The sequence below is a fragment of the Bradyrhizobium sp. 27S5 genome (assembly GCF_037217225.1).
Classification (GTDB): Bacteria; Pseudomonadota; Alphaproteobacteria; order Rhizobiales; family Xanthobacteraceae; genus Bradyrhizobium; species Bradyrhizobium septentrionale.
Genome location: NZ_CP147714.1, coordinates 640,943 through 667,155 on the forward strand (window position 1 = coordinate 640,943; position 26,213 = coordinate 667,155).

Here is a 26,213-nt window from a genome sequence, read left to right on the forward strand (position 1 = left end):
GCCTTCGAAAGAAGGCCGGCTTCGCCGTCTAAACCGCGCTCTCGCCTTCGTGCTGGAAGCCGAGATAGCTCGCGGCGACGCCCTTGTTGGCGGCGATCTCCTTGGCGGGACCCGACAGCACGAATTCGCCGAGCTCCATCACATAGGCGCGGTCGGCGATCTGCAGTGCGGCCTGGGCGTTCTGCTCGACCAGCAGCACCGAGACGCCGGCTGAGCGGAGCTCGCCGACGATGCGGAAGATGTCGGCGACGATGATCGGGGCAAGGCCGAGGCTCGGCTCGTCCAGCATCAGGAGCTTCGGCGCGCCCATCAGCGCGCGCCCCATCGCCAGCATCTGCTGCTCGCCGCCGGACAGCGTGCCGGCGAGCTGCTTGCGCCGCTCCTTGAGCCGCGGAAACAGCGTATAGACCCGCTCCAGCGAAACGGCTGCGGTTGCCTTCGCGATCCGGAAGGCGCCGAGCTCGAGATTGTCCTCGACGTTCATGGTGCCGAACAACTCGCGATGCTCGGGCACCAGGCTCAGGCCCGTGGCGACGCGGTCCTCGATGTCCAATGGCGCCATGTCGACGCCGGCGAAGGTGGTGCGGCCCTTCAGCGGCAGCACGCCCATGATGGCGTTGAGCAGCGTGGTCTTGCCGGCGCCGTTGGCGCCGATGATGGTGACGATCTCGTTGTCGGCGACGTCGAGCGAGACGCCGCGCACGGCCTCGACCTTGCCGTAGGCGATGTGGACGTCGGTAACTGACAGCAGCGCGCTCATGCGGCGGCTCCGAGATAGGCCTTGATCACGTCGGGATTGCGCTTGATCGCGGCCGGCGTGCCTTCGGCGATCTTGGTGCCGAAATCCAGGACCACGATGCGGTCGGCGAGATCCATCACGAACCCCATGTCGTGCTCGACCAGCAGCACCGACATGCCGCCGTCGCGCAATTGGCGCAGCAGCGCGGCGAGCCGCTGCTTCTCCATATGGCGCAGGCCGGCGGCCGGTTCGTCGAGCAACAGCAGCATCGGATCGACGCACAGCGCACGCGCAATCTCGACGATGCGCTGCTGGCCGAGCGACAGCGAGCCCGCGAGTTGGTCGATCTGGTCGGACAGGCCGACGCGCGCGATCTGCCGCGCGGCCTCCGCCAGCAGTTTTGCCTCATCCGCGCGGTCGAACCGCAGCATGCTGGAAATCGCCCCGGAATTCCCACGCAGATGCGCGCCGATCGCGACGTTTTCCAGCACGGTCATGTCGGGCACCAGCTTGACGTGCTGGAAGGTTCTGGAAACGCCGAGCTTGACCACTTCCTGGGGCGGTGCGTTCTCCACTTCCTTGCCGAGCACCGAGATCTTGCCGCCGGTTGCGGTCAGCACGCCGGTGATCAGGTTGAAGGTCGTGCTCTTGCCGGCGCCGTTCGGGCCGATCAGCGCGACGATCTCGCGGGCGTTGACGTCGAACGAAACGTCGTTCACCGCGACCACGCCGCCGAACTGCTTGCGCGCCTTGTCGATGTGCAACAGCACCGAAGACGAACCGGGCGCGCGCTCGCGATGCTCCAGCTTCAGCGATGTGTCCGGCGTCTTGCGGGCCGGCTTGAACGGCAGCCGCGACATCAGCCAGGGCCAGACGCCTGATGGCGCGAGCTGCAGCAGCAGCACCAGCATGATGCCGAACACGATGGTCTCGAGCTGGCTCTGGCCGCCAAAGATGTAGGGCAGGTAGCTCTGCAGCACCTCCTTGAGGATCACGACGATGCCGGCGCCGAGCACGGCGCCCCAGACGTAACCGGCGCCGCCGACGACGGCGATGAACAGATACTCGATGCCGGCCTGCGCGCCGAACGGCGTCGGGTTGGCGGCGCGCTGGAAATGCGCATACAGCCAGCCGGACAGGCCGGCCAGCACCGCTGCATAGATGAACACCAGGAGCTTGGCGCGCGGCGTCTGCACGCCGAACGCTTCGGCTGCGACATGGCCGCGCCGTAAGGCGCGGATCGCGCGCCCGGTGCGGGAGTCCAGGAGATTCATGGTCAGCAGCGCAGCGATCAGCACCGCGACCCAGATCGCGTAGTAGATCGTATCCGGGCTCAGCATCTTGAACGAGCCGATCGAGAGTGGCGGAATGCCTGAGATCCCGTCATTGCGGCCGAGGAATTCGAGCTTGCTGAACAGATAGAACAGGCCGATGCCCCAGGCGATGGTGCCGAGCGGCAGATAATGGCCCGACAGCCGCACCGTGACGATGCCGAGCAGAACCGCCGCAATGCCGCTGACCACGAGCGAAGCCGGCAGCGTCAGCCAGGGCGAGACGCCATAGGCGGTGGTCAGCACCGCCGTGGTGTAGGCACCGAAACCGCAGAACGCGGCCTGCCCGAACGAGGTGAGGCCGCCGACGCCGGTGAGCAGCACCAGCCCCATCGCGACCAGCGCGGCGAGGCCGATATTGTCGAGCAGCACGATCCAGAACGGCGGAATGCCCGGGACGAGCGGGACCACCGCCAGCACGAGCGCGAAGATGATGAGAGGGAGCCGCTGCGTCATCGCGCTCAATCCTTCTCTTCTTCGACCGCGGGCGCTGCAAGCGAGCGCAACACGAGCACGGGGAGGATCAGCGTGAACACGATGACTTCCTTGAAATTGCTGGCGTAGAACGATGAGAAGGCTTCGACGATGCCGACCACGATGGCGGCGACCGCGGTCAGGGGATAGCTGACCAGGCCCCCGATGATGGCGGCGATGAAGCCCTTCAGGCCGATAAGGAAGCCGGTATCGTAATAGAGCGTGGTGATCGGAACGATCAGGATGCCGGAGATGGCGCCGATCACCGAGGCGAGCAGGAATGCGATCTGGCCCGACAGCGTGGTGCGGATGCCGACCAGGCGGGCGCCGAGGCGGTTGACCGCGGTGGCGCGCAACGCCTTGCCGGTCTTGGTGTAGCCGAAGAACAGCCACAGCGCGACGATGAAGCCGACCGTCAAGGCGTAGACGGCGAGGCTTTGGCCGGTGAACCGCAGCGGGCCCGCAGTCAGCGCGGCATTCGACAGCGCCGGGGCGCGCAGGCCTTCGGCGCCGAAGAACACCAGGCCCAGGCCCTGCAGCGCAAGGTGGCAGCCGACCGAGGCAATCAGGAGCACCAGCACCGATGTGTGCGCAATCGGCTGGAAAGCGATGCGATAGAGAAAGACCCCGATCGCCGCCACGATCAGGAGCGCCAGTGCAATGTTGACGGCGACCGGCGTGTTGGGACCAACCAGGACGTAAACGAGGCCGAGCAGCGCGAACGGGAAGACGATGTTCAGCGCGACGGAGCGCATCACCAGCCGCGCATGCAGCGCCTTGCGAGCGAAGAACAGGTCGAGGGCGAAGGCGACGAGGCCCATCGCGACGGCTAGCCGCACCGTGCCGGGCACCTGGCCGGTCGCCAGCATGGCGTAGCTCAGCGCGCCGTAGGTCACGAATTCGCCCTGCGGGATCAGGATGACCCGCGTGACCGCGAACACCAGCACCAGGGCCAGCCCGAGCAGTGCGTAGATCGCGCCATTGGTGATGCCGTCCTGCAGCAGGAACAGCATGATCGTTGTGTTCAAGGCCGAGCGCTCCCCCTTAGGCGTCGGACCGCCGCAACCGGTTGTGCCGGTCGGGTCGGCCGATATCGGCTGTTGATAGGTGCCGATATTTGATATAGTGCATAACGATTATTAGATATAATCTCAAGGTCCCCGAGCGTCCCGCGGGGTTTTTGTACCGGGATTGCGAGCCTGGAGCGATGACTGTTTCCAAGACCGCCGCCGATGCCGTCCGATCACCGCGTGCCCTGCGCAGGGAACCGGTCGATCCTGCCGGGGACGACAGCATGCTGCAACTGGGCGAACTGCTCGGCTATTCGCTGAAGCGTGCGCAGCTCAAGGTCTTCGAGGACTTCCTGCGCTGCGTCGCGCCGCTGCAGCTGACCCCGGCGCAATTCTCGGTGCTGCTGCTGCTCGACAAGAATCCGGGCCGCAACCAGACCGAGATCGCCAACACGCTCGGCATCCTCAGGCCGAATTTCGTCGCCATGCTCGACGCGCTGGAGAGCCGCGACCTTTGCGCACGGATGCGCTCCACCAACGACCGCCGCTCCCACATCCTGGTCCTGACCGACAGGGGCCGTGCCGTGCTGGCGCGCGCCAAGAAGCTGGTCGCCAACAAGCACGAGGCGCGGCTGATCGAGGTGCTTGGCCCCGCCAACCACGCCGCGTTGCTGGAGATGCTGGCGAAGCTCGCGCAGGAGTTTTGAGGGGGCGTGACGGCCCATCCGCTCGCAATGACGCGCTGGGTTGATACGTATCCGGCATGCGGGCGCCGCCAAGCGACCACGGTCTAAAGCTTGTAGCCGATGTTTCGCAGCAGATCCTTCCGCCACGCTATGTCGGCGTCGGTCTCGACACCGAGCGGCGAGGCGCCATCCACCACGCCGAGCACGCCGCGCCCGAGCTCCGTCTGCGCGACGATCACCTGTGTAGGATTGGCCGTCGCGCAATAGATGTGGCAGACCTCCGGCACCGCGCGCACCGCCGCCAGCACGTTAACGGGAAAGAACCCGTCGCCGAGGAAAATCAGGAAGGTGTGACCGGCGCCGATCGCCAATGCGTTGTCGCGTGCCAGGGCGAACGAGGCGTCGTCGTTACCGGAGCAGCGCACCAACCGCTTGCCGGAGGCCTCGCAGAAAGCCACCCCGAAGCGGATGCGCGGTACCGCGCCCACCAGCGCTTCGTGAAGGTCTTCCACGGTCTTGATGAAATGCGACTGGCCGAAGATGAAGTTGGTCTCATCCGGCTTGACGATGGGCACCACGGTGAGTTCCATGGCTTCGCTCCTGCACGGTGAGCTCCCCAATCCATGGTAGGCCGTCGGAGGGCGTTTGCAAGCGGCCACAGGCGGTCAAATGTGCCGGCTGTCTGCTTCCGGCTCACGCCGACCAGACCCAGCATCCGTACTCACGACGGCTCTCAAGGGAAGGCCGGAAATCGCCGGGAGGGTTGCGCGCCCAAGGCGGGAACTGTGGTATCCTCCATCAATCGCGACAGGGTGCGCCCGAATGTTGCATGGCCCCTCGCCAAAGTGGCCGCGAAGCGTACCGAGCGTTTGCTAACGGATCTGAAGGGATCGCTTCCGGGGGGCTCGAGGAGGATCAACGCCGTGAAGCGGGACTTCGACCTCATCGTCTATGGCGCGACGGGTTACACCGGCCGTCTCATCGCCGAATATCTGGCGACATCCTATCGCGGGGACGATGCTCCGTCTTGGGCAATTGCGGGACGCTCGACCGACAAACTCCAGAAGATCCGTGCCGACATCGGCGCACCGGACGATTTGCCGTTGGTGAAGGCGGATGCGGCCGAGCCGGCCAGCCTGCGTTCGATGTGCGAGCGCGCGGCCGTGGTCGTCACCACGGTCGGGCCTTATCAGCTTCACGGTCCCGAACTAGTGGCGGCCTGCGCGGCCACCGGCACGGCCTATGTTGATCTTTGCGGCGAACCGGGCTGGATGCGGCGCATGATCGACGTCCATCACGAAGAGGCCAAACGGACCGGCGCGCGCATCGTCTTCTCCTGTGGCTTCGATTCCATCCCGTTCGACCTCGGTGTGCTCACGTTGCAGGAGAAAGCGCGCGAGAAATTCGGACGTCCGGCGCGGCGGGTCAAGGCCCGTCTGCGCAAGGTGAAGGGCGGCATGTCCGGTGGGACCGCGGCGAGCGCTCAGGCGACGCTGGCCGCCGCGGCGCGCGACCCGGCCCTGATCCGGCTGCTGACCGATCCGTTCGCGTTGACGCCGGGCTTCACCGGGCCGTCTCAGCCGTCGGGTCTCGTCCCCGAATATGACACGAGCATGCACGCGTGGCTCGTGCCGTTCCCAATGGCGCCGATCAACACCAAGAACGTGCACCGCACGAACTTCCTGTTGGGACATCCCTACGGCAGGGACTTCGTTTATGACGAGATGATGGTGGCGCCGGGACTTGCGGACATCGCGAGCGTGACGACGGAGGCGTTCGCCACGGTGGTGTCCTTGTTCGGGACCGACGGTCTCAAACGCGGCGCAGGCCCGACCCGGGAAGCGCGCGAGAGGGGCTTCTACGACATCTTCTTTCTGGGCGAGGTGCCGGATGGCGGACGGGTCGAGGCCGTCGTCACCGGCGACCGCGATCCGGGCTATGGCTCGACCAGCAAGATGATCGCCGAGAGCGCACTCTGCCTCGTGCGCGACGTGCAGGGCGAGGGCGGCATCTGGACGCCAGGCGCGCTGATGGGGCCGGCCTTGCGCGAGCGTCTGAAGGCGCGTGCCGGCCTCACTTTCAGCGCGCGTTGAGGTCGCGCGCAGGATTGGGGCGGCGTGCTGGGTTGCTTGCGCCATCGCCCCGGTTTCGGCGGACAAGTCGCGGAGCCCGTCATGCAATGACTGGATGGTTACGCGCCATTCCGGGGCGCGCGTCAGCGCAAACCCGGAATCCAGAGGTGGTCGAGTGAGATTCCGGGGTCGATGCTACGCATCCCCCCGGAATGACGATGGATCAATCCACCAGGATCACGCGCACATCGTTGACGTTGGTCAGCGTCGGCCCGGTCAGCAGCAGATCCCCGGTCTGCGCGAAGAAGCCCGTGGCGTCATTGTTCTCGAGATAGGCCCTCGGATCGAGGCCGATCGATTTCATCTTCGCGAATGTCGCCTGATCGATCACGGCTCCGGCGGGGTCGGTGGCGCTGCCGGCGCCGCCATCTGCGCCGTCGGTGTCGGCGGCGAGCGCCGACATGTCGGGCGTATCCTTGAGCAGATCGGCGAGCGCCAGCGCGTATTCCTGGTTGGGCCCGCCGCGGCCATTGCCGCGCACGGTCACCGTGAGCTCGCCTCCGGAGATGATCGCAACCCGCTTGCCTTCGCTGCGCGCCTTCAGCGCGAGCCGCGCGTGCTCGGCCGCGACGTCGCGGGCCTCGCCTTCGAGATCGGCGCCGAGCGCGATGGTCTCATAGCCGGCGTCCTGCGCGACCTTCACGGCGGCATCGATCGAGGCCTTCGGCTTCGCCAGCAGTTCGAACGTCGCCCGCGCAAAGGCGGGATCGCCGGGCTTGCAGCTCTCGTTCCTGGGATCGTCAAGCGCACGGCGGACCGCGTCATCGACGGAGAGATTGTATCTGGCGACCAGCGCGCGGGCATCCGCTAGCGTGGTTGTATCCGGCACCGTCGGTCCCGAGGCGATCGCGGAGGGATCGTCATGCGGCACGTCTGATATCGCCAGCGTGACTATCTCGGCGGCGTGCTGGCCGGCGCGCGCCAGCCGTCCGCCCTTGATCCGCGACAAATGCTTGCGGACGATGTTCATCTCGCCGATCGGCGCGCCGGAGCGCAGCAGCGCGCGGTTGACCTGCTGCTTCTGGGCGAAGCTCACGCCCTCGACGGGCGCGATCCAGTTCGCCGAACCGCCGCCGGTCAGCAGCACCAGCAGCAGATCGTCTGCCGTCGCCTCGGCGGCGAGCCGCAGCGTATCGTCGGCTGCGCGCAAGCCGGCCTCATCGGGCACCGGGTGGCCGGCCTCGACCACCTTGATGCGGCGGGTCGGCACACCATGGCCATGGCGGGTGGTGGCGATGCCGACCAGCCGCGATGGCGCAAGGCCGAGCGTGTCGAGATAGTGCCGTTCCGCCGCCGCGGCCATGGCGCCGGCGCCCTTGCCGGCTGCGAGGCAGATCACGCGTCCCTTCGGCGCCGGCCGCAGCCGCGATGCCAGCACGACATCGGGATGCGCAGCCGCCACCGCGGCATCAAAGATCGAACGCAGGAAGGGACGACGGTCGGTCATGGCTATACCTTCGCGAGAGCCGGGACGTGGGTAAATTGGGCCGCATTACACGCTGTGTTCCCTCTCCCGCTTGCGGGGGAGGGTTAGGGTGGGGGTGCTGCCACGAGTCGTATTGCGGAGAAAGCCCCCACCCGGATCGCATCTTTGATGCGATCCGACCTCCCCCGCAAGCGGGAGAGGTGAAGGAAGGTTGCGGTGCCTCCAATCGAAACAAGCTCCGTTCCGTCTCTAGTTTCCGGCGACTTCGCCGCTGATGACGTCGCCGAACAATTGCCAGCGCTCGCCCTTGAACTGCATAAGTTGCAGTTGCTCGATCGGCTGGAAGTCGTCGGGACTTGTACTCAGCGTGACGCCGGGCAACAGGCCGCCCTGCGCAAACTGCTTCAGGCTTGCGGCCTGCTTCATCACATTGGCGCGGGTGAGGTCGTCGCCGCAGCGGCGCAGCACCTCGACCATGGTGGTTGCCATGTTGTAGCCGGTCATCGCCGAGGCATCGACGCGGTTGGTGTCGGGCATGTATTTGGCGAGCAGATCGTCGAACGCCTTCATGCCGGCGTCGTCCTTCCACTGCGGATCGCTGGCGTCCTTGGCGTAGGCCGCCGAGATCACGCCTTGCGCATTGTCGAGCCCGGCCGGACGCATCACCGTCGCGGTGGAGGCCGAGACGTTGGACACGATCGTGACCGGCTTCCAGTTCATCTCGCCGAGCTTCTTGATCGCCTGAGCGCCGAATTTCGGCGTGGTGAAGAAGATGATGACATCAGGGTTGGAGGATTTCAGCCGCACCACATGGGAATCGATGGTCGGTTCGGCGACCTCGTAGCTCTCTTTGGCGGCTATCCGCACCGGATCGCTGGCGAAGCCGTCCTCGAGGCCCTTGAGGTAGTCCTTGCCCATGTCGTCGTTCTGGTAGAGCACCGCGACCTTGGCGGCCGGCTTCTCCTTGAGCAGGTACTTCGCGTAGATGCGCGACTCGCTCTGGTAGCTGGGCAGCCAGCCCATGGTCCAGGGGAAGCTCTTCGGGTCGTTCCACTTGGTGGCGCCGGTGGCGACGAACAGCTGCGGCACCTTCTTGGCGTTGAGATACTTCTGGATCGCGGTGTTGGAGGCGGTGCCGAGCGTGCCGAACAGGAACAGCACCTCGTCGCTCTCGACCAGCTTGCGGGCCTGCTCCACGGCCTTCGGCGGCGAATAGGCGTCGTCATAGGAAACGAAGTTGATCTTGCGCCCGTTGATGCCGCCGTCGTCGTTGACCTTCTTGAACACGGCGGCCATTGCCTTGCCGACCACGCCATAGGCCGACGCCGGGCCGCTATAGGGCACGATGTTGCCGATCTTGATCTCGGTATCGCTCGCGCCGGTGTCGTATTTCTTCTGCGCCCATGCGGCATTGCCGGCCGCGGTGGCGACGGCGAGGCCCAGCAGGGCGGTTGCGACACGGTGTCGGATCGGCATCGGCATTTCCCGAAAGCTCCTTGTTGTTGCCGCCGCGCGAGGGGCGGTTTCTTGCGGGATTTCCTAGCGCATTGCCGGGCAAAGTGTAAGCGGCATCGCCCGGGCCGGTCGGCGGGCGGATGCCCTGGCTAATGAAAAGCCCCCTGCGACGGTATCGCAGGGGGCCATTCTCAGCCGGCAATTTGCGGGAAATCAGCCGCCGACGTCTGCGCTGATGACGTCACCGAACAGTTCCCATTTCTCGCCCTTGAACTTCATCAGCTGCAGCTGGCTGATCGGCGCGAAATCATTCGCGGCGGTGTTGATCTTGATGCCGGGCAGCAGCACCTCGGTGCGGAAGTCCTGCAGGTTCGCCGCCTGCTTCATGATGTTCTCGCGGGTGAGGTTGTCGCCGCACTGCTTGAGCACCTGGACGAGGGTCTGGGCCACGCCGAAGCCGACCACGGTGCCGCCGTCGAGCTTGTCGCCCTCGGGGAAGTCCTTGGCCATGAAGGCGTAGAATTCCTTCATGCCGGGATCATTGTCCCACTGCTTGTCGGAGGCGTCCTTCAGATAGGCGGCGGAGATGATGTCCTGCGCGTTCTCGAAGCCGGCCGGCTTGATCACGCTGCCGACCGAGGCCGACACGTTGTTGAGGAAGTGGGTCGGCTTCCAGCCGATCTCGGCAATCTTCTTGATCGCCTGCGCCGCGAATTTCGGCGTCGCGATGTCGATGAAGACGTCGGCGTTGCTGGACTTCAGCTTGACGATGTTGCTGTCGATCGTGGGCTGGGAAGTCTCGAAGCTCTCTTCGGCGACGATCATGCTGGCGGCCTTCTGGCCAAGGCCGTCCTTGAGACCCTTCAGATAGTCCTTGCCGTAATCGTCATTCTGGAACAGCACCGCGATCTTGGCGTTCGGCATGTTCTTCAGAATGTATTTTGCGTAGATCTGGGTCTCGCTCTGGTAGTTGGGCTGCCAGCCCATGGTCCAGGGGAAGTCCTTCGGGTCATTCCACTTGGTGGCGCCGGTGGCGACGAACAGCTGCGGCACCTTCTTGGAGTTCATGTATTTCTGGATCGCCGAGTTGGACGGCGTGCCGAGCGAGTTGAAGATCAGCAGCACCTCGTCGCTCTCGACCAGCTTGCGGGCCTGCTCCACGGCTTTCGGCGGCGAATAGGCGTCATCGTAGGAGATGAAGTTGATCTTGCGGCCGTTGATGCCGCCGGCGTCGTTGATCTTCTTGAAATAGGCGGCCTCGGTGCGGCCGATGATGCCGTAGGCGGATGCGGGTCCGCTGTAGGGCATGATATTGCCGATCTTGATTTCGGTGTCGCTGGCGCCGGTGTCGTATTTTTTCTGGGCAAACGCGGCGCTGCCGGACGTGGCGACGAGCGCGAGCGCGGCCCCGAGGACCGCAAGTCTAGTGGTAGCGGACATTGATGTCTCTCTCCCTGTTGTCAGACGGATGTGTCGCGGCCCCCTTGTTTCGAGGGCTCTCTTATTTGGCTGTAGTGATTAGCATTTTAGGCGGTCGGTCTCAATGAAAAGCCCCTGCGACAACGCCGCAGGGGCTCTCGTCTTTAGTCGACAATTTCGGGTTAGCCGCCGACGTCGCCGCTCAAAATTTCACCAAATCGCTCCCAGGTCTCGCCCTTGAACCGCATCAGTTGCAGTTGCGAAAGCGGCGCGAAGTCGGTCGCCGAGGTGTTGACCTTGACGCCCGGCAACAGGCCGCCGAGCTCGAGGTCGCGGATGCCGGCGGCCTGCTTCATGATGTTCTCGCGCGTCAGATTGTCGCCGCACGCCCGCAGCACGTGCTCGAGGCCCTGCGCGACGGTGTACGCGTACATCACGGACGCGTCGGCGCGGTTTGCTTCAGGGTAGTACTTATCCAGGAACTGGTTCCAGGCGATCATGCCCTTGTCGGTCTTCCACTGCGGATCGGTCGGATCCTTCAGATATTGCGACGAGATGATGTCCTGGGCGTTCTCGAAGCCCGCCGGCTTGATCACGCTGCCGATCGACGAGGAGACGTTGTTGAGGAAATGCAGCGGCTTCCAGCCGAGCTCGTTGTTCTTCTTGATGGCCTGCGCCGCGAATTTCGGCGTCGTGATGTTGAAGAATACGTCGGCGCCGGTGGCCTTGAGCCTGACGATGTGGGAATCGATGGTCGGCTCGGTCACCTCGTAGCTGTCCTCAGCGACGATCATCGAGGCGGCCTTGGCGCCGAGCCCGTCCTTGAATCCCTTCAGATAGTCCTTGCCGTAATCGTCGTTCTGGTAGAGCACCGCGATCCTGGCGTCCGGCTTGTTCTTCAGGATGTACTTCGCATAGATGATGGACTCGCTCTGGTAGTTGGGCTGCCAGCCCATGGTCCAGGGGAATTCCTTCGGGTCGTTCCACTTGGTGGCCCCGGTGGCGACGAACAGTTGCGGCACCTTCTTCTGGTTCATGTATTTCTGGATCGCCGAGTTCGGCGGCGTGCCGAGCGAATTGAAGATGATCAGCACCTCATCGCTCTCGACGAGCTTGCGCGCCTGCTCGACGGTCTTCGGCGGCGTGTAGGCGTCGTCGTAGCTGATGAAGGTGACCTTGCGGCCGTTGATGCCGCCCTCGGCGTTGACCTTGCGGAAATAGGCCTCCTCGGTCTTGCCGATCACGCCATAGGCGGAGGCCGCTCCGCTGTAGGGCATGATGTTGCCGATCTTGATCTCGGTATCGCTGGCGCCGGTGTCGTATTTCTTCTGCGCGACGGCGGGGCTCGTGGCCGCCGCGAGCAATGCGAGGGCAGCCGAAATGGCCCCCAATCGCAAGTGGATAGCAGGCATTTTGATCTCCCTTGGATCACCATGAATGTGTCACGATTTTTGGAATGGGAGCACTTCGCGGCCCCTCGCGACATTGAATACCTTTCGCCTGGTGCCAGCAACAGGAAGCCCCCCGCGGCGGTGCCGCGGAGGGCGTCATTTAGTCGAACGCGTTGCGAGGAAAACCTGCGTTGCTGAAGCGCCTCGCGATACACGCGAAGCGTTTGCGTTGAGGTCGTGCGTCGTCCTAGTTGCTCAGATTGCTCGAAATGATGTCACCGAACAGCTCCCACCTCTCGCCCTTGAACCGCATCAGGCGCAGCTGCTTGATCGGCGCGAAGTCGGTGGCCGAGGTGTTGATGCTGATGCCCGGCAGCAGCGTGTCGGGGACATAATCCTTCAGGCTCGCGGCCTGCTTCATGATATTGGCGCGGGTGAGATCGTCACCGCACATCTCCAGCACCTTCACCATGGTCTGCGCGGCGGCGTAACCAAAGGAGGTGGCGCCGTCGAGCTTGTTGGCGTCGGGATAATCCTTCTTGAGGAAGGCAAGGAATTTCTCCATGCCGGGATCCTTGTCCCATTGTGGGTCGGCGCCGTCCTTGAGGTAGGACGCCGACAGGATGCCCTGCGAATTCTCGAAGCCCGCCGGCTGCATCACGCCGCCGACCGAAGCCGAAACGTTGGCGACGAACTGCAGCGGCGTCCACGCGATCTCGGCCGCCTTCTTGATGGCCTGCGCCGCGAATTTCGGCGTCGTGACGCTGACGAAGGTGTCGGCGCCGGCGGCCTTCAGCTTGATGATGCGATTGTCGATTGTGGGCTCCGACGTCTCGTAGGCCTCTTCGGCGACGATCATCGTGGCCTTGTCGCCGAAAGCGTCCTTCAGTCCCTTGAGGTAGTCCTTGCCGAAATCATCATTCTGGTAAAGCACGCCAACCTTGGCGTCGGGCTTGTGCTTCATGATGTACTTTGCGTAGACCCGCGCCTCGTCCTGGTAGGACGGTTGCCAGCCCATGGTCCATGGATAGTTCTTGGGGTCGTTCCACTTGGAGGCGCCGGAAGCGATGAACAGCTGCGGCACCTGCTTCTCGTTCATGTACTTTCGGATCGCGGCGTTGCTTGAGGTGCCGACCGAGCCGAACACCAGCAGCACCGCGTCGTCCTCGACCAGCTTGCGCGCCTGCTCGACGGTCTTGGCCGGCGAGTAGCCGTCGTCATAGGAGATGAACGTGATCTTGCGGCCGCGGATGCCGCCGGACGCGTTGATCATCTTGAAGTAGGCCGCCTCGGTCCTGCCGATCACGCCATAGGCCGAGGCGGGTCCCGAGTACGGCACGGTGTTGCCGATCCTGATCTCGGTGTCGCTGGCGCCGGTGTCGTAGGCCTTCTGCGCCAAGGCGACATTGCAGCTCGTCAGGATCAGAGCGAATGCGGACAATAGCGCCGTCAGGGACGGGCGTACGGCAATCATGGTTTCCCCACCTCGTATTCTTGTGCCGTGTATTCAATACCATCGGCGCCGGGCGTCAACAAAAAGCCCCCGCGACGTTGATCGCGGAGGCTGTTGTTTTATTCCCGCAGTGCAGCGTTACTCGGAGGGAACGTCGCCGGAAATGATCTCGCCGAACAGTTCCCATTTCTGGCCCTTGAAGCGCTGCATCTGCAGCTGGGCGATTGGGGCGAAGTCGGTGGCCGAGGTGTTGATCTTGACGCCGGGCAGCAGGGTGTCCGGCGTAAAATCCTTCAGGCTCGCCGCCTGCTTCATGACGTTGGCGCGGGTCAGATCGTCGCCGCACATTTCGAGCACCTTGGCGAGCGTCTGCGCGGCGCCATAGCCGTAGACGACGCCGTTGTCGGTCTTGTCGACGCCCGGCATGTACTTGTCGAGGAAGGCGTTCCACTTCTTCATGCCGGGATCGTTGGCCCATTGCGGGTCGGAGCCGTCCTTGGCATAGGCGGCCGAGAGCACGCCCTGGGCGTTCTCGAAGCCGGCGGGCTGCATCACGCTGCCGACCGAGATCGCCACGTTGGTGATGATCTGCAGCGGCTTCCAGCCGAGCTCGGCGGTCTTCTTGATGGTCTGGGCGCCGAATTTTGGCGTGGTGTAGATCAGGAGCACGTCGGGATTGGCGGCCTTGATCTTGACGATATGGCCGTCGATCTCCGGCTCGGAGACCTCATAGCTCTCCTCCATGATGATGCTGGAGGCCGCTTTGGCGCCGAAACCGTCCTTGGTGCCCTTGAGGTAGTCTTTGCCGAAATCGTCGTTCTGATAGAGGATCGCGACCTTGGCGTCGGGCTTCTCCCTCAACAGCCATTTGGCATAGATCTGCGCTTCGCTCTGGTAGCTGGGTTGCCAGCCGATGGTCCACGGGAAGTTCTTCGGGTCGTTCCACTTGGTGGCGCCGGTGGCGACGAACAGCTGCGGGATCTTCTTGGAGTTGAGGTACTTCTGGATCGCGGTGTTCGACGGCGTGCCGAGCGGGTTGAACACGACGAGCACCTCGTCGCTCTCGACCAGCTTGCGCACCTGCTCGACCGCCTTCGGCGGCGAATAGGCGTCGTCATAGCTGACGAAGCTGACCTTGCGGCCGTTGATGCCACCCTGATCGTTGATCATCTTGAAGTAGGCTTCTTCGGTCTTGCCGATCACGCCATAGGCGGAGGCCGGTCCCGAATACGGCATGATGTTGCCGACCTTGATCTCGGTATCGCTTGCGCCGGTGTCATATTTCTTTTGGGCGAATGCGGCAGTGGACGTCGCAGCAACAGCGACGATCGCCGCGGAAATCGCGGCGATCCGAACGGTAGAAAGCATAATATCTCCTGGTTTGCTTCGATAGGCTGTTAGTTTTTCTTGAGCTTTGCGGCCAGCTGGTGGGCAACGATCGCAACCTGCCTGGCGCCGTGCGGCACGAGGAAGATGACGAGGAACAGCAGCACGCCGAACACAGCGCCGGAGAGGCCCTTGGAAATCCCCTCCGCGATGTTGGGCACGAAGATGATGAAGGCGCTTCCGACGATCGAGCCGGGCAGCCAGCCGACGCCGCCGACCACCATACCGAGGAACAGCGAGATCGCGAGCTGGATGGTGTAGCCGTCGGGTGCCACGAACTGCACCGCGATGGCGCCGAGACCGCCGGCAACGCCGGTGATGCCGGCCGAGACGCCGAACGCCAGCGTCTTGTAAAGCGCGACGTCGACGCCCATCGCGGAAGCCGCGATCTCGTTGTCACGGATCGCCATGAAGGCGCGGCCCGAGCGCGAGCGCAACAGGTTCACTGAAGCGATATAGATCGCGATCGTGACCACCAGCGTGAAGTAATACAGCCACATGTCCTGCCCCATCGGCAGGCCGAACGGCGCATCCGGCTTGGTGACCACGAGACCCTGCACGCCGCCGGTCCAGTGCTCGAAATAGCCCAGCTTCAGAAGCTGCGGCATCGCGGTGGCGAGCGCAAAGGTGGCGAGCGCCAGATAGACACCGGAAAGCCGCAGCGCCGGCTGGCCGAACAGGAAGCCGAAGCCGAAGCAGACGATGCCGGCGATCGGCAGCGTGAGGGCATAGTTCATGCCCACATGCTCCATCAGGATCGCCGAGGTATAGGCGCCGACGGCGTAGAACGCGCTCTGACCGAGCGAGAACTGGCCGGAGCCGCCGGTCAGGATGTTGAGCGCCATCACCGCAAGGCCGTAGATCAGAAGCATCGTCATCTGGAAGATGATGAAGTTCTTCACGAACATCGGGATCAGGATCAGCGCGGCGAGCACGACGAGCGACGTGCCATAGCCCAGCGTCATGGCGCGCTTGGGAACGGCCTCGACGGCCTGGCCTTCGGTGACGACTTCGACTTCTTCAGCGGCGCTCATGATCAAACTCGCTTCACGATGGCGCGACCGAACAGGCCTGCCGGTTTGACGACCAGGACGACAATGATCAGCGCAAGCGCGATCGGAAGTTTCAGCTCATTGCCGACGCCGGGGATGTAGGTGCCGACGAGGTTCTCGAAGATGCCGACCAGGAAGCCGCCCATCACGGCACCGAACGGGCTGGTCAGGCCGCCGAGCACGGCGGCGGCAAATCCGTAGATCAGCACGCCCAGCATCATGTTCGGCTCGAGGAACACCACCGGCGCGATCATCATGCCGGCGATTGAGCCGATCGCCGCGGCCATGCCCCAGCCCAGCGCGATCATCCACGAGGTGTTGATGCCGACCAGCCGCGCCGATTCCGGCACCGATGCGGCGGCACGCATCGCAAGACCCACCCGGGTGAAGCGGAAGAAGAAGAACAGCAGGAGCAGCATCAAGAGCGTAATGCCGATCATGCCGGCCTGGTGGGTCGAGATCAGCTGGCTGCCGAGGAACGGGGAAGAGCCGAACGGCGTCGGATACTGCTTGATGGTGAAGTCCCAGATCAGGCCGGCGACGCTGTTGATGATCGCATACAGCGCGATAAAACCGGCGACGTTGGTCAGGATCGGCGCCTTCGCCAGCGGCTTGAACAAGAGCCGCTCGATCGCAATGCCGGCGGCGAAGGAAAACGCGACGGTGAGCACGAAAGCGCCCCAATATGGCACGCCCCATTGCATCAGCTGCCAGGACACGAAGGTCGAGAACATCGCCATTTCGCCTTGGGCGAAATTCAGATGGTCGATGGCCTGGTAGATCATGACCACCGCGAGCGCCATGCAGGCATAGATCGCGCCGGTGGCGATGCCGGCCAGGACCTGGTTGGCAAAAAGCTCCATTGTGCCAGCTCCTCAGTAGCCGAGATAGGATTTGCGGACGTCTTCGTTGTTCGCGATGTCCTTGGCATTGCCCGACATCACGATCCGTCCGGTTTCGATCACATAGGCCTGGTCGGCGAGCTCGAGCGCGAGCTGCGCGTTCTGCTCGACCACCAGGATGGTCACCTTTTCCTCGCGATTGATCTTGCCGAGGATGCGGAACAGGTCGCGCACGATCAGCGGGGCGAGGCCGAATGACGGCTCGTCGAGCAGCATCAGCCGCGGCCGCAGCATCAGCGCGCGCGCCACAGCGAGCATCTGCTGCTCGCCGCCCGACAGCGTGCCGGCCTGCTGGGTGTAGCGCTGCTTCAGCACCGGGAAATGTTCGTACATCCGCTCGATGTCGGAGCCGATCGCCTGCTTGTCCGAGCGGCTGATGGCGCCGAGCTGCAGGTTTTCTTCCACCGTCATGTTGGTGAAGGTGCCGCGGCCCTGCGGCACATGGGCGATGCCGAGGCGGACCACGTTTTCAGTCGAACGGGTGCCGATCGGCTTGCCCTCGAACTCGATCGCGCCGGTCGATCGCACCATGTTGCAGATCGCGCGCAGCGTGGTGGTCTTGCCGGCGCCGTTGGCGCCGAGCAGCGTGGTCAACGAACCCTCGTTGAGCGAGAAACTGAGGCCGTGCAGGGCCTGGACCTGACCGTAATAGGCGCGCAGGTCCTTGACGTTGAGCATCGCTGTCATTGGTCCTTGCTCCCCAGATAGGCCTTGATGACATCAGGGTCGGCCTGGACCTGGGCCGGCGTGCCTTCGGCAAGCTTGCGGCCGAAATTGAGCGCGACGACGTGGTCGGCGATCGACATCACGAGACCCATGTGATGCTCGACCAGCAACACCGTAATTTTACGGTCGTCGCGGATTTTGCGGATCAGGTCGCCGAGCACGTAGACTTCCTCGTGATTGAGGCCGCCGGCCGGCTCGTCGAGCAGCAGGATCTTCGGATCCGCGGCCAAAGCGCGCGCCAGCTCGACCCGCTTCTGGGTCCCGAAGGGAAGCCCCGAGACCACGGTGTGGGCGACGTCCTCGAGATCGAGATAGCCGAGGATGTCGTGCACCTTCTTGTTCATGTCGTGCTCGCCGCGGCGGACCCAGGCGAGGCGCAGCGAGTCGCTGACGATGTCGCTCGAGGTGCGCGCATGCGCGCCGACGCGCACATTGTCGAGCACGGACAGGTTGGGGAACAGCGCGACGTTCTGGAAGGTGCGGCCGATGCCGATCTCGGCGATCCGGTGCGGCGGGCGCGACAGGATGCTCTTGCCTTCCATCAGGATGTCACCGGACGACGGCTGGTAGAGCCGCGACAGGCAGTTGAACAGCGTCGTCTTGCCGGCGCCGTTCGGCCCGATCAGGCCGAGGATCTGTCCATGACGCATGTCGAACGACACGCCGTTCAACGCAATGATGCCGCCGAACACGACGCTGACGTCGCGAACCGCGAGCAGAGGATCATTCCCCTGCGCGAGCTGTGCCTGCGTCATCTCGTCTCGCCCGCCATCTTCGAGCGGTGCGAGCGGCCCTGCGATGTGCTTCGCCGGACGTGATGGAGGCTATCTGATCCCCTCGGCCAAACGTGCAACTTTCCCTCCTACTCTGGTCTTTTTGCTTGTTTCTTTTTTGGATTGCGGCGCCATTCCACCGAGCGCCTGCTCGATGTTCCTTACCATCGCGACAAGGCGAGGTCCAATGTCGTTGAGCAATCGATCTTCCGTGAAGCGGAATGCCGGCGCGCCGCAATTGAAAGCATAGGGGCCGGTTCCGTCGTTCAATTTCAATGCAACGCCGGCCGCGGCGACATCATCCTGCCAGTCGCCGGTGGACAAGGTGAAACCGTGCTTCGCCACCGTCTCGCCGGAGCGCTCGATGCCGTCGCGGATCTTGGCCCAGCGGGTGCCATAGTGATCTCGCAGCTCGCGTAATAAAGCCGCACGCTCCTCGGGTGGCAATGCCCAAATATAGGCACGTCCCATCGCCGTGGTTGCGATCGGCACCCGCGAGCCGACGTCGAGTTGCACGCCGAGCGCCAGGCCGTTCCGGCTCTGGCCGAAATAGATCATGCTGTGACGGTCGCGGCCGCCGACGGCGACTGCGCCGCCGGTCGCGCGCATTACTTCTTCCCGATAAGGTTCGGACAAATGCCGAACGCCGAGATTGGCGAGCGCGGCGTAGCCGAGTGCCATCGCCGACGGCGCGAGCTGGTACTTCTCGAACTTCGGTACAGGTGTAAGGTATCCCAGCTTGGTCAGCGTGTAGGTCAGCCGGGAAATCGTCGGCTTCGGTAACTTGGTGCGGGCCGCAATCTCCTGATTGCCGAGCAGCCCGTCATTGGGTTGAAATGCACGCAGGACGTCCAGTCCGCGGGAAAGCGCGACGACGAAATTGCGATCGGTCGCTGTTTTCTTCCCGGCGCGCTTCATTCCCTGACCTTGTCATGCTCGTTGACAAGGCTCGTGCTTCAAAATAACCCTCCGAGTCAAGATGTGGAATTAAATTTCGCAGTGCGAAATTGGTCTAATCGTAGCGGCTCAACGCAAGTCGTGCAGCTACTCAACACAAGAAGCATCCAGGGAGAGTCCCGGTGAGTGAAGTCGTCAAGCTCGAACGTCATGACAACATTGCAGTCGTCACGGTTAACAGTCCGCCTGTGAACGCGCTGAGCGCGGCCGTGCGCGGCGGCATCTTCGATGGCATCAAGGCCGCGATCGACGATCCGCAGGTCCAGGGCATCGTGCTGACCTGCGCCGGCCGCACCTTCATCGCCGGCGCCGACATCACCGAATTCGGCAAGCCGCCGAAGCCGCCCGGGCTCGCCGAAGTGCTGAGCCTGATGGAAAGCTCGCCGAAGCCGATCGTTGCCGCGATCCATGGCACGGCGCTCGGCGGCGGTCTCGAGGTCGCGCTGGCCTGCCACTATCGCGTCGCCACCAAGGACGCCAAGCTCGGCCTGCCCGAGGTGAAGCTCGGCCTGCTGCCGGGCGCCGGCGGCACCCAGCGGCTGCCGCGCGCGGTCGGTCCCGAGCTCGCGGTCAAGATGATCGTCGGCGGCGATCCGATCAGCGCCGAGGTGGCGCTCAAGAACGGCCTGATCGAGGAGATCGTGGAAGGCCCGGCGTCCGGCGGTGGGGCATTTGCGCGCAAGCTGGTCGCCGAGAAGCGTCCGCTGCGCAAGCTGCGTGATGACGACAGCAAGCTCGCCGCGGCCAGGGCCGATCGTTCGATCTTCACCAATGCGGTCGCCGCGCTGACCAAGAAGGCGCGCGGCCTCGAGGCGCCGTTCGCTGCCGCCGACGCCGTCGGTGCTGCGATCGACCTGCCGTTCGATGAAGGCCTGAAAAAGGAGCGCGAGGGCTTCCTGAAGCTGATGAACGGCGACCAGTCCAAGGCGCAGCGTTATGCCTTCTTCGCCGAGCGTGAAGCCGCCAAGATCTCCGGTGTTCCCGAGGGCACCAAGGGCCGCAATGTGGCGCGCGTCGCCATCCTCGGCGCCGGTACCATGGGCGGCGGCATCGCGATGTCGTTCGCCAATGCCGGCATCCCGGTCACCCTGGTCGAGACCGGCGAGGAGCAGCTGAAGCGCGGCCTGGGCATCATGCAGAAGAACTATGAGGCGACCGCCGCGCGCGGTGGCATCCCGGCGGACGCGCCCGCCAAGCGCATGGCCCTGATCAACGGCGTCGTCGGTATCGAGAACGTCGGGGATGCTGACCTGGTTATCGAGGCGGTGTTCGAGACCATGGCGGTCAAGAAGGAAGTGTTCGGCAAGCTCGATCAGTACGCCAAGCCGGGCGCGGTGCTGGCCTCCAACACCTCCTATCTCAACATCGACGAGATCGCGCAGTCGACCAAGCGTCCGCAGGACGTGCTCGGCATGCACTTCTTCTCGCCGGCCAACGTCATGAAGCTGTGCGAGATCGTGCGCGCCGACAAGACCGCGCCGGACGCGCTGGTCACCGCCGTCTCGATCGCCCGCAAGATCGCCAAGGTGCCGGCCGTGGTCGGCGTCTGCGACGGCTTCGTCGGCAATCGCATGCTGGCGCAGCGCGGCAAGCAGTCCGAGAAGCTGCTGTTCGAAGGCGCGCTGCCGCAGCAGGTCGACGCCGTGGTAACGAAGTTCGGCATGCCGATGGGCCCGTTCGCGATGGGCGATCTCGCCGGTCTCGATATCGGCTGGCGCTCGCGCAAGGACCGCGGCATCAAGTCGGAGATCGCGGACGCGCTCTGCGAAGCCGGCCGTTTCGGCCAGAAGACCGGCAAGGGCTACTACAAGTACGAGCCGGGCTCGCGCGCGGCGCTGCCCGATCCGGAGGTCGAGAAGCTGATCGACGAGACGCTGTTGCGCCTCGGCCGCAAGAAGCGCGTCGTCAGCGACGACGAGATCCTCGAGCGCATGATGTACCCGATGATCAACGAAGGCGCGAAGATCCTTGCCGAAGGCATCGCGGCGCGGCCGTCCGACATCGACGTGGTCTGGCTCTATGGCTATGGCTGGCCGATCTATCGCGGCGGCCCGATGTTCTGGGCCGACACCGTCGGCCTGAAGCACATCGCCGATCGGCTGGCCTTCTACGCCAAGGAGACCAACGATCCATCGCTCGAGCCGGCGCCGCTGCTCAAGAAGCTCGCCGATGAGGGCAAGACCTTCGCCTCGCTCGCCGCGGCATCGAAGGCGGCGTGATCGTCTTCGACGACGCGAAGGCGGTGACAGGGTTCCCTCCCCCCTTGCGGGGGAGGGTTAGGGAGAGGGGTGGCGGCATCGGGACTGCCCGAGAGGGGTACCCCTTCCCCCAACCCCTCCCCGCAAGGGGGAGGGGAGCCCGTGCGCCGGTGCTCACCTTACGAAAGCGAAGACGTTCATGACCTATCCCGGCGAACAATATTATCCCAACGGCGTGCAGTGGAGCGACGAGATCGCGCGCGGCACGCTGCCGGACCTGCTCTCGAATGCGGCCGCGGAGTTCGGCGCGCGTCCGGTGCTGGAATTCCGGGAACGCCAGATCAGCTACGGCGAACTGGAAACCCTGGTCGAGACCGCCGCCGCCGCCTTCATGCGGGCCGGCTACGGCAAGGGCACGTCGGTCGCATTGTTTCTCGGCAACTCGCCGGATCATCCGATCAATTTCTTCGGCGCGCTGAAGGCCGGCGCCCGTGTCGTGCATCTGTCGCCGCTCGACGGCGAGATCGCGCTGTCGCACAAGCTGTCCGATTCAGGCGCGCGCGTGCTGGTCACCAGCAACCTCTCGGCGCTGCTGCCGACCGCGCTGAAATTCCTCGCCAAGGGTCTGCTCGACCGTCTGATCGTTTGCGAGGATGACAATTGGGGCAAGGTCGGTACGCCGCAGACTGCGTTGCCGGACAATCCCGCCATCGTGACGCACCGGCAATTCATCGACGGCGCGACCAAACCGGCGCAATGGCCTGCGGTCAACGTCGAGGACGTTGCGCTGCTGCAATATACCGGCGGCACCACGGGCCTGCCCAAGGGGGCCATGCTCAGCCACGGCAATCTCACCGCGGCGGTGTCAATCTACGACGTCTGGGGCAAGCCTGGGCGGCTCGAACGCAATGCGATCGAGCGCGTGATCTGCGTGCTGCCGCTGTTTCATATCTATGCGCTGACCGTCGTGCTGCTGTCGACGATCCGGCGCGGCCATCTGATCTCGCTGCACCAGCGCTTCGACGTCGAAGCCGTGATGCGCGACATCGAGGTCAAGCGCGCGACGGTGTTTCCCGGCGTGCCGACGATGTGGATCGCGATCGCCTCGCTTCCCGATCTCGACAAGCGCGATCTCTCCTCGCTGGTGGTCGCCGGCTCCGGCGGCGCGCCGCTGCCGGTCGAAGTCGCAAAAGTCTTCGAGCGCCGCGTCGGCATGAAGCTGAAGAGCGGCTGGGGCATGACCGAGACCTGCTCGCCCGGCACCGGCCATCCCAAGGAAGGGCCGGAGAAGCCGGGCTCGATCGGGCTGATGCTGCCCGGCATCGAGATGGACGTGGTGTCGCTGGAGGATTCCACCAGGGTGATGCCGGTCGGCGAGGTCGGCGAAATCCGCATCCGCGGCCCGAACGTCACCAAGGGCTACTGGAACCGGCCCGCGGAAACCGCCGAGGCCTTTGTCGGCGACCGCTTCCTCACCGGCGACATCGGCTACATGGACGCCGACGGCTATTTCTATCTGGTCGACCGCAAGAAGGACATGATCATCTCCGGCGGCTTCAACGTCTATCCGCAGATGATCGAGCAGGCGATCTACACCCATCCCGCCGTGCAGGAAGTGATCGTGATCGGCATCGTTGACGACTACCGCGGCGAGGCGGCAAAAGCCTTCATCAAGCTGCGCGATGGGCAGCCAGCGTTCTCCGTCGACGAGCTGCGCGCGTTCCTCACCGGCAAATTGGGCAAGCATGAACTGCCGGCTGCGGTCGAGTTTGTCGCCGAGCTGCCGCGTACCCCGGTTGGCAAGTTGTCGCGTCACGAATTGCGCCAGCAACAGCCGAAGACATCGCAACCTCAACAACAGACTGCATCAGGACCCCGCTCATGACGGACGCAGTCATCGCGCCTGTTCGAGGTGTTGTAGTTATTTCGTCGTCCCGGCCAAGCGAAGCGCGAGCCGGGACCCATACGCCGCGGCCCTCGCAAGAGGCACAAGCGGCGGCCAGCTTTGCCAGTTGCGATGGCCGGTGGTTATGGGTCCCTGCTTTCGCAGGGACGACAGCGAGAGAGTTAGAAGGGTAATTCAACTTTCAAAGGAGGATCCGATGGATCTCGCTTTCACCAAGGAAGAGATAGCGTTTCGCGAGGAGGTGCGGGAGTTCTTCAAGAACAACGTGCCGCCGGAGACAAGGCGCAAGCTGCAGGAAGGCCGCCATCTGTCGAAGGACGAGATGGTCACCTGGTGGCGCATCCTCAACAAGAAGGGCTGGGGCGTCACCCACTGGCCAAAGGAATATGGCGGCACCGGCTGGACCACCGTGCAGCACTACATCTTCAACGAGGAGCTGCAGTCCTATCCGGCGCCGCAGCCGCTCGCCTTCGGCGTCAGCATGGTCGGCCCTGTCATCTACACCTTCGGCAACGAAGCGCAGAAGAAGCAGTATCTGCCGCGCATCGCCAGTGTCGACGACTGGTGGTGCCAGGGCTTTTCGGAGCCGGGCTCGGGTTCGGACCTCGCGTCGCTGAAGACCAAGGCCGAGCGCAAGGGCGACAAGTGGATCATCAACGGCCAGAAGACCTGGACCACGCTCGCCCAGCATGCCGACATGATCTTCTGCCTCTGCCGCACCGACAACAATGCGAAGAAGCAGATGGGTATCTCCTTCATCGTGTTCAGCATGAAGTCGAAAGGCGTCACGGTGCGCCCGATCCAGACCATCGACGGCGGCCATGAGGTCAACGAAGTGTTCTTCGACGACGTCGAGGTGCCCTATGAAAACCTGATCGGCGAGGAGAACAAGGGCTGGGATTACGCGAAATTCCTGCTCGGCAATGAGCGCACCGGCATCGCCCGGGTCGGCGTATCGAAGGAGCGGCTGCGCCGCATCCGCGCGCTGGCCTCCAAGGTTGAGGCCGGCGGCCGTCCGGTGATCGAGGATCCGGCATTCCGCGAAAAGCTCACGGCCTGCGAGATCGAGCTCAAGGCGCTCGAGCTTACCCAGCTCCGCGTCGTCGCCGACGAGGGCAAGCACGGCAAGGGCAAGCCCAATCCGGCGTCCTCGGTGCTCAAGATCAAGGGCTCGGAAATCCAGCAGACCACCACCGAGCTGCTGATGGAGATCATCGGTCCGTTCGCCGCGCCCTATGACGAGCATGGCGATGCCGGCTCCAACGAGAGCATGGATTGGACCGCGCAGATCGCGCCGAGCTACTTCAACAACCGCAAGGTTTCGATCTACGGCGGCTCCAACGAGATCCAGCGCAACATCATCAGCAAGGCGGTGCTGGGGCTGTAGTTTCCTCTCCCTTTCCCCGCGCTTGCGGGGAGAGGGTTGGGGTGAGGGGCTTCTCTCCGAGCAATGACTGTCGAGAGACCTGTACCCCCTCACCCGAAATTCAAGCTGTGCTTGAATTTCGACCTCTCCCCGCAAGCGGGGCGAGGTGAAGAGGGCCCCGGTTTCGGTAACGGCTATTAGTTTAAGGGAACGAACATGGATTTTGATCTGTCCGAGGAGCAGCGGCTTCTCAAGGAAAGCGTCGACGGGCTCCTCAGCGATGCCTACGACTTCGATGCGCGCAAGAAGTACATGAAGGAGAAGGGCGGCTGGAGCAAAGCCCTCTGGGGCAAGCTCGCCGAGCAGGGCCTGCTCGGTCTGCCGTTCGCGGAGACCGACGGCGGCTTCGGCGCCGGCGCGGTCGAGACCATGATCGTGATGGAAGCGCTCGGCAAGGCGCTGGTGGTCGAGCCCTATCTCGCCACCGTCGTGGTCGCCGGCGGCTTCCTGCGCCATGGCGGCTCGGCCGAGCAGAAGGCCAAGTACATCCCCGGCATCATCGACGGCAGCAGGACCTTCGGCTTTGCGCAGCTTGAGAAGAACTCGCGCTACGACCTCTTTGACGTCGTGACGACCGCGAAGAAAAAGGGCAACGGCTGGGTGATCGACGGCGAGAAGTTCGTCGTGCTCAACGGCGAGAACGCCGACACGCTGATCGTGACCGCGCGTACCAAGGGCGGCCAGCGCGACAAGACCGGCATCGGCGTGTTCCTGGTATCGGCCGACGCCAAGGGTGTCACCCGCAAGGGCTATCCGACCCAGGACGGCCTGCACGCGGCTGACATCACCTTCACCAATGTCGAGGTCGGTGCGGACGCTGTGATCGGCGATCCCGAGAACGGCCTGCCCCTGATCGAGCGCGTGGCGGACGAAACCCGCACCGCGCTGTGCGCGGAAGCCGTTGGTGCGATGGACGAGTCGCTGAAGGAGACCGTCGAGTACATCAAGACCCGCAAGCAGTTCGGCGTTGCGATCGGCTCGTTCCAGAGCCTGCAGCACCGCGCCGCCGACATGTTCGTGGCGCTGGAGCAGGCCCGCAGCATGTCGATGTTCGCGACCATGGCGGCGGACTTCGACGATGCCAAGGAGCGTTCGTCCGCGGTCGCGGCCGCCAAGGTGCAGGTCGGCAAATCCTTGAAGTTCGTCGGCCAGCAGTCGATCCAGCTCCATGGCGGCATCGGCATGACCATGGAGGCCAAGATCGGCCACTACTTCAAGCGGCTGACTATGATCGAGAACACGCTCGGTGACACCGACTACCACCTCCGTCGCGTCAGCGAGGGCGGCGGGCTGCTGGGTTGATCGCACGGCATCCACGTCTTGGCGGCAAAGCAAGACGTGGATGGCCGGGACAAGCCCGGCCATGACGGA

The 26,213-nt window shown here is 64.1% G+C and carries 21 protein-coding genes; 6 read left to right on the forward strand and 15 right to left on the reverse strand.

Annotated elements, in window-relative coordinates; all coding sequences use genetic code 11:
• Window positions 1-28: 28 nt before the first annotated feature.
• The 3 genes from WDM24_RS03065 to WDM24_RS03075 are packed head-to-tail and all read right to left on the reverse strand — an operon-like array spanning window position 29 to window position 3,572.
• Window positions 29-760 (reverse strand): ABC transporter ATP-binding protein, encoded by a 732-nt coding sequence (locus WDM24_RS03065; protein WP_338695109.1) that lies wholly within the window; start codon window positions 758-760, stop codon window positions 29-31.
• Window positions 757-2,526, reverse strand: coding sequence for a branched-chain amino acid ABC transporter ATP-binding protein/permease (locus WDM24_RS03070; RefSeq protein WP_338695111.1), 1,770 nt, complete (start codon window positions 2,524-2,526; stop codon window positions 757-759). The genes WDM24_RS03065 and WDM24_RS03070 overlap by 4 nt, the downstream gene beginning before the upstream one ends.
• Before the next feature lie 5 nt (window positions 2,527-2,531).
• On the reverse strand, window positions 2,532-3,572 hold the full coding sequence (locus WDM24_RS03075; protein ID WP_338695113.1) for a branched-chain amino acid ABC transporter permease: 1,041 nt from the start codon (window positions 3,570-3,572) through the stop codon (window positions 2,532-2,534).
• A 179-nt stretch (window positions 3,573-3,751) separates the two neighbouring features.
• Here WDM24_RS03075 and WDM24_RS03080 point away from each other — a divergent pair, with 179 nt between their 5' ends.
• A complete protein-coding gene (locus WDM24_RS03080; RefSeq protein ID WP_338830408.1) occupies window positions 3,752-4,261 on the forward strand; it encodes a MarR family transcriptional regulator in 510 nt (169 codons plus the stop codon).
• Window positions 4,262-4,344: 83 nt separating this feature from the next.
• On the opposite strand, the gene WDM24_RS03085 is transcribed toward WDM24_RS03080, so the two are convergent.
• Window positions 4,345-4,830: an adenosine-specific kinase gene (locus WDM24_RS03085; protein WP_166299075.1), complete on the reverse strand. Its 486-nt coding sequence runs from the start codon at window positions 4,828-4,830 to the stop codon at window positions 4,345-4,347.
• 333 nt (window positions 4,831-5,163) lie between these two features.
• On the opposite strand from WDM24_RS03085, the gene WDM24_RS03090 reads away from it, so the two are divergent.
• Entirely contained in the window at window positions 5,164-6,333 is a 1,170-nt protein-coding gene (locus tag WDM24_RS03090) for a saccharopine dehydrogenase family protein (protein ID WP_338832568.1), read from the forward strand.
• A gap of 202 nt (window positions 6,334-6,535) precedes the next feature.
• Here WDM24_RS03090 and WDM24_RS03095 read toward each other — a convergent pair whose 3' ends face one another.
• The 11 genes from WDM24_RS03095 to WDM24_RS03145 form a co-directional block, all read right to left on the reverse strand.
• On the reverse strand, window positions 6,536-7,819 hold the full coding sequence (locus WDM24_RS03095; RefSeq protein WP_338830409.1) for a glycerate kinase: 1,284 nt from the start codon (window positions 7,817-7,819) through the stop codon (window positions 6,536-6,538).
• Window positions 7,820-8,047: 228 nt separating this feature from the next.
• On the reverse strand, window positions 8,048-9,274 hold the full coding sequence (locus WDM24_RS03100; RefSeq protein WP_414645675.1) for an ABC transporter substrate-binding protein: 1,227 nt from the start codon (window positions 9,272-9,274) through the stop codon (window positions 8,048-8,050).
• A 192-nt stretch (window positions 9,275-9,466) separates the two neighbouring features.
• Window positions 9,467-10,693, reverse strand: a complete 1,227-nt coding sequence (locus tag WDM24_RS03105; RefSeq protein WP_029077903.1) for an ABC transporter substrate-binding protein — start codon at window positions 10,691-10,693, stop codon at window positions 9,467-9,469.
• Between the two features lie 161 nt (window positions 10,694-10,854).
• Window positions 10,855-12,084, reverse strand: a complete 1,230-nt coding sequence (locus WDM24_RS03110) for an ABC transporter substrate-binding protein (protein WP_338830411.1) — start codon at window positions 12,082-12,084, stop codon at window positions 10,855-10,857.
• A 226-nt stretch (window positions 12,085-12,310) separates the two neighbouring features.
• Window positions 12,311-13,537 carry an ABC transporter substrate-binding protein gene (locus WDM24_RS03115; protein ID WP_338695122.1) on the reverse strand — a complete coding sequence of 409 codons (1,227 nt, stop codon included), beginning with the start codon at window positions 13,535-13,537 and terminating at the stop codon, window positions 12,311-12,313.
• A gap of 117 nt (window positions 13,538-13,654) precedes the next feature.
• The gene (locus WDM24_RS03120) at window positions 13,655-14,884 is read right to left on the reverse strand and encodes an ABC transporter substrate-binding protein (protein WP_338830412.1); all 1,230 of its coding nucleotides are present in this window, start codon (window positions 14,882-14,884) and stop codon (window positions 13,655-13,657) included.
• 29 nt (window positions 14,885-14,913) lie between these two features.
• Complete coding sequence (locus WDM24_RS03125; protein ID WP_166211378.1) at window positions 14,914-15,936, reverse strand: branched-chain amino acid ABC transporter permease; 1,023 nt, start codon at window positions 15,934-15,936, stop codon at window positions 14,914-14,916.
• 2 nt (window positions 15,937-15,938) lie between these two features.
• Entirely contained in the window at window positions 15,939-16,817 is an 879-nt protein-coding gene (locus WDM24_RS03130) for a branched-chain amino acid ABC transporter permease (protein ID WP_029077898.1), read from the reverse strand.
• A gap of 12 nt (window positions 16,818-16,829) precedes the next feature.
• Entirely contained in the window at window positions 16,830-17,543 is a 714-nt protein-coding gene (locus tag WDM24_RS03135; protein ID WP_029077897.1) for an ABC transporter ATP-binding protein, read from the reverse strand.
• A complete protein-coding gene (locus tag WDM24_RS03140) occupies window positions 17,540-18,337 on the reverse strand; it encodes an ABC transporter ATP-binding protein (RefSeq protein ID WP_166299067.1) in 798 nt (265 codons plus the stop codon). The genes WDM24_RS03135 and WDM24_RS03140 overlap by 4 nt, the downstream gene beginning before the upstream one ends.
• A gap of 69 nt (window positions 18,338-18,406) precedes the next feature.
• Window positions 18,407-19,273 carry an IclR family transcriptional regulator gene (locus WDM24_RS03145; RefSeq protein ID WP_338830414.1) on the reverse strand — a complete coding sequence of 289 codons (867 nt, stop codon included), beginning with the start codon at window positions 19,271-19,273 and terminating at the stop codon, window positions 18,407-18,409.
• Window positions 19,274-19,434: 161 nt separating this feature from the next.
• Between WDM24_RS03145 and WDM24_RS03150 the strand changes: the two genes are divergently transcribed.
• The 4 genes from WDM24_RS03150 (at window position 19,435) to pimD (ending at window position 26,144) form a co-directional block, all read left to right on the forward strand.
• The gene (locus WDM24_RS03150; protein WP_338830415.1) at window positions 19,435-21,531 is read left to right on the forward strand and encodes a 3-hydroxyacyl-CoA dehydrogenase NAD-binding domain-containing protein; all 2,097 of its coding nucleotides are present in this window, start codon (window positions 19,435-19,437) and stop codon (window positions 21,529-21,531) included.
• Between the two features lie 178 nt (window positions 21,532-21,709).
• Window positions 21,710-23,395, forward strand: a complete 1,686-nt coding sequence (gene pimA / locus WDM24_RS03155; RefSeq protein ID WP_338830416.1) for a dicarboxylate--CoA ligase PimA — start codon at window positions 21,710-21,712, stop codon at window positions 23,393-23,395.
• Window positions 23,396-23,612: 217 nt separating this feature from the next.
• Window positions 23,613-24,803, forward strand: coding sequence for a pimeloyl-CoA dehydrogenase large subunit (pimC, locus tag WDM24_RS03160; RefSeq protein WP_338830417.1), 1,191 nt, complete (start codon window positions 23,613-23,615; stop codon window positions 24,801-24,803).
• A 195-nt stretch (window positions 24,804-24,998) separates the two neighbouring features.
• Complete coding sequence (pimD, locus tag WDM24_RS03165; protein WP_338830418.1) at window positions 24,999-26,144, forward strand: pimeloyl-CoA dehydrogenase small subunit; 1,146 nt, start codon at window positions 24,999-25,001, stop codon at window positions 26,142-26,144.
• Window positions 26,145-26,213: the final 69 nt, after the last annotated feature.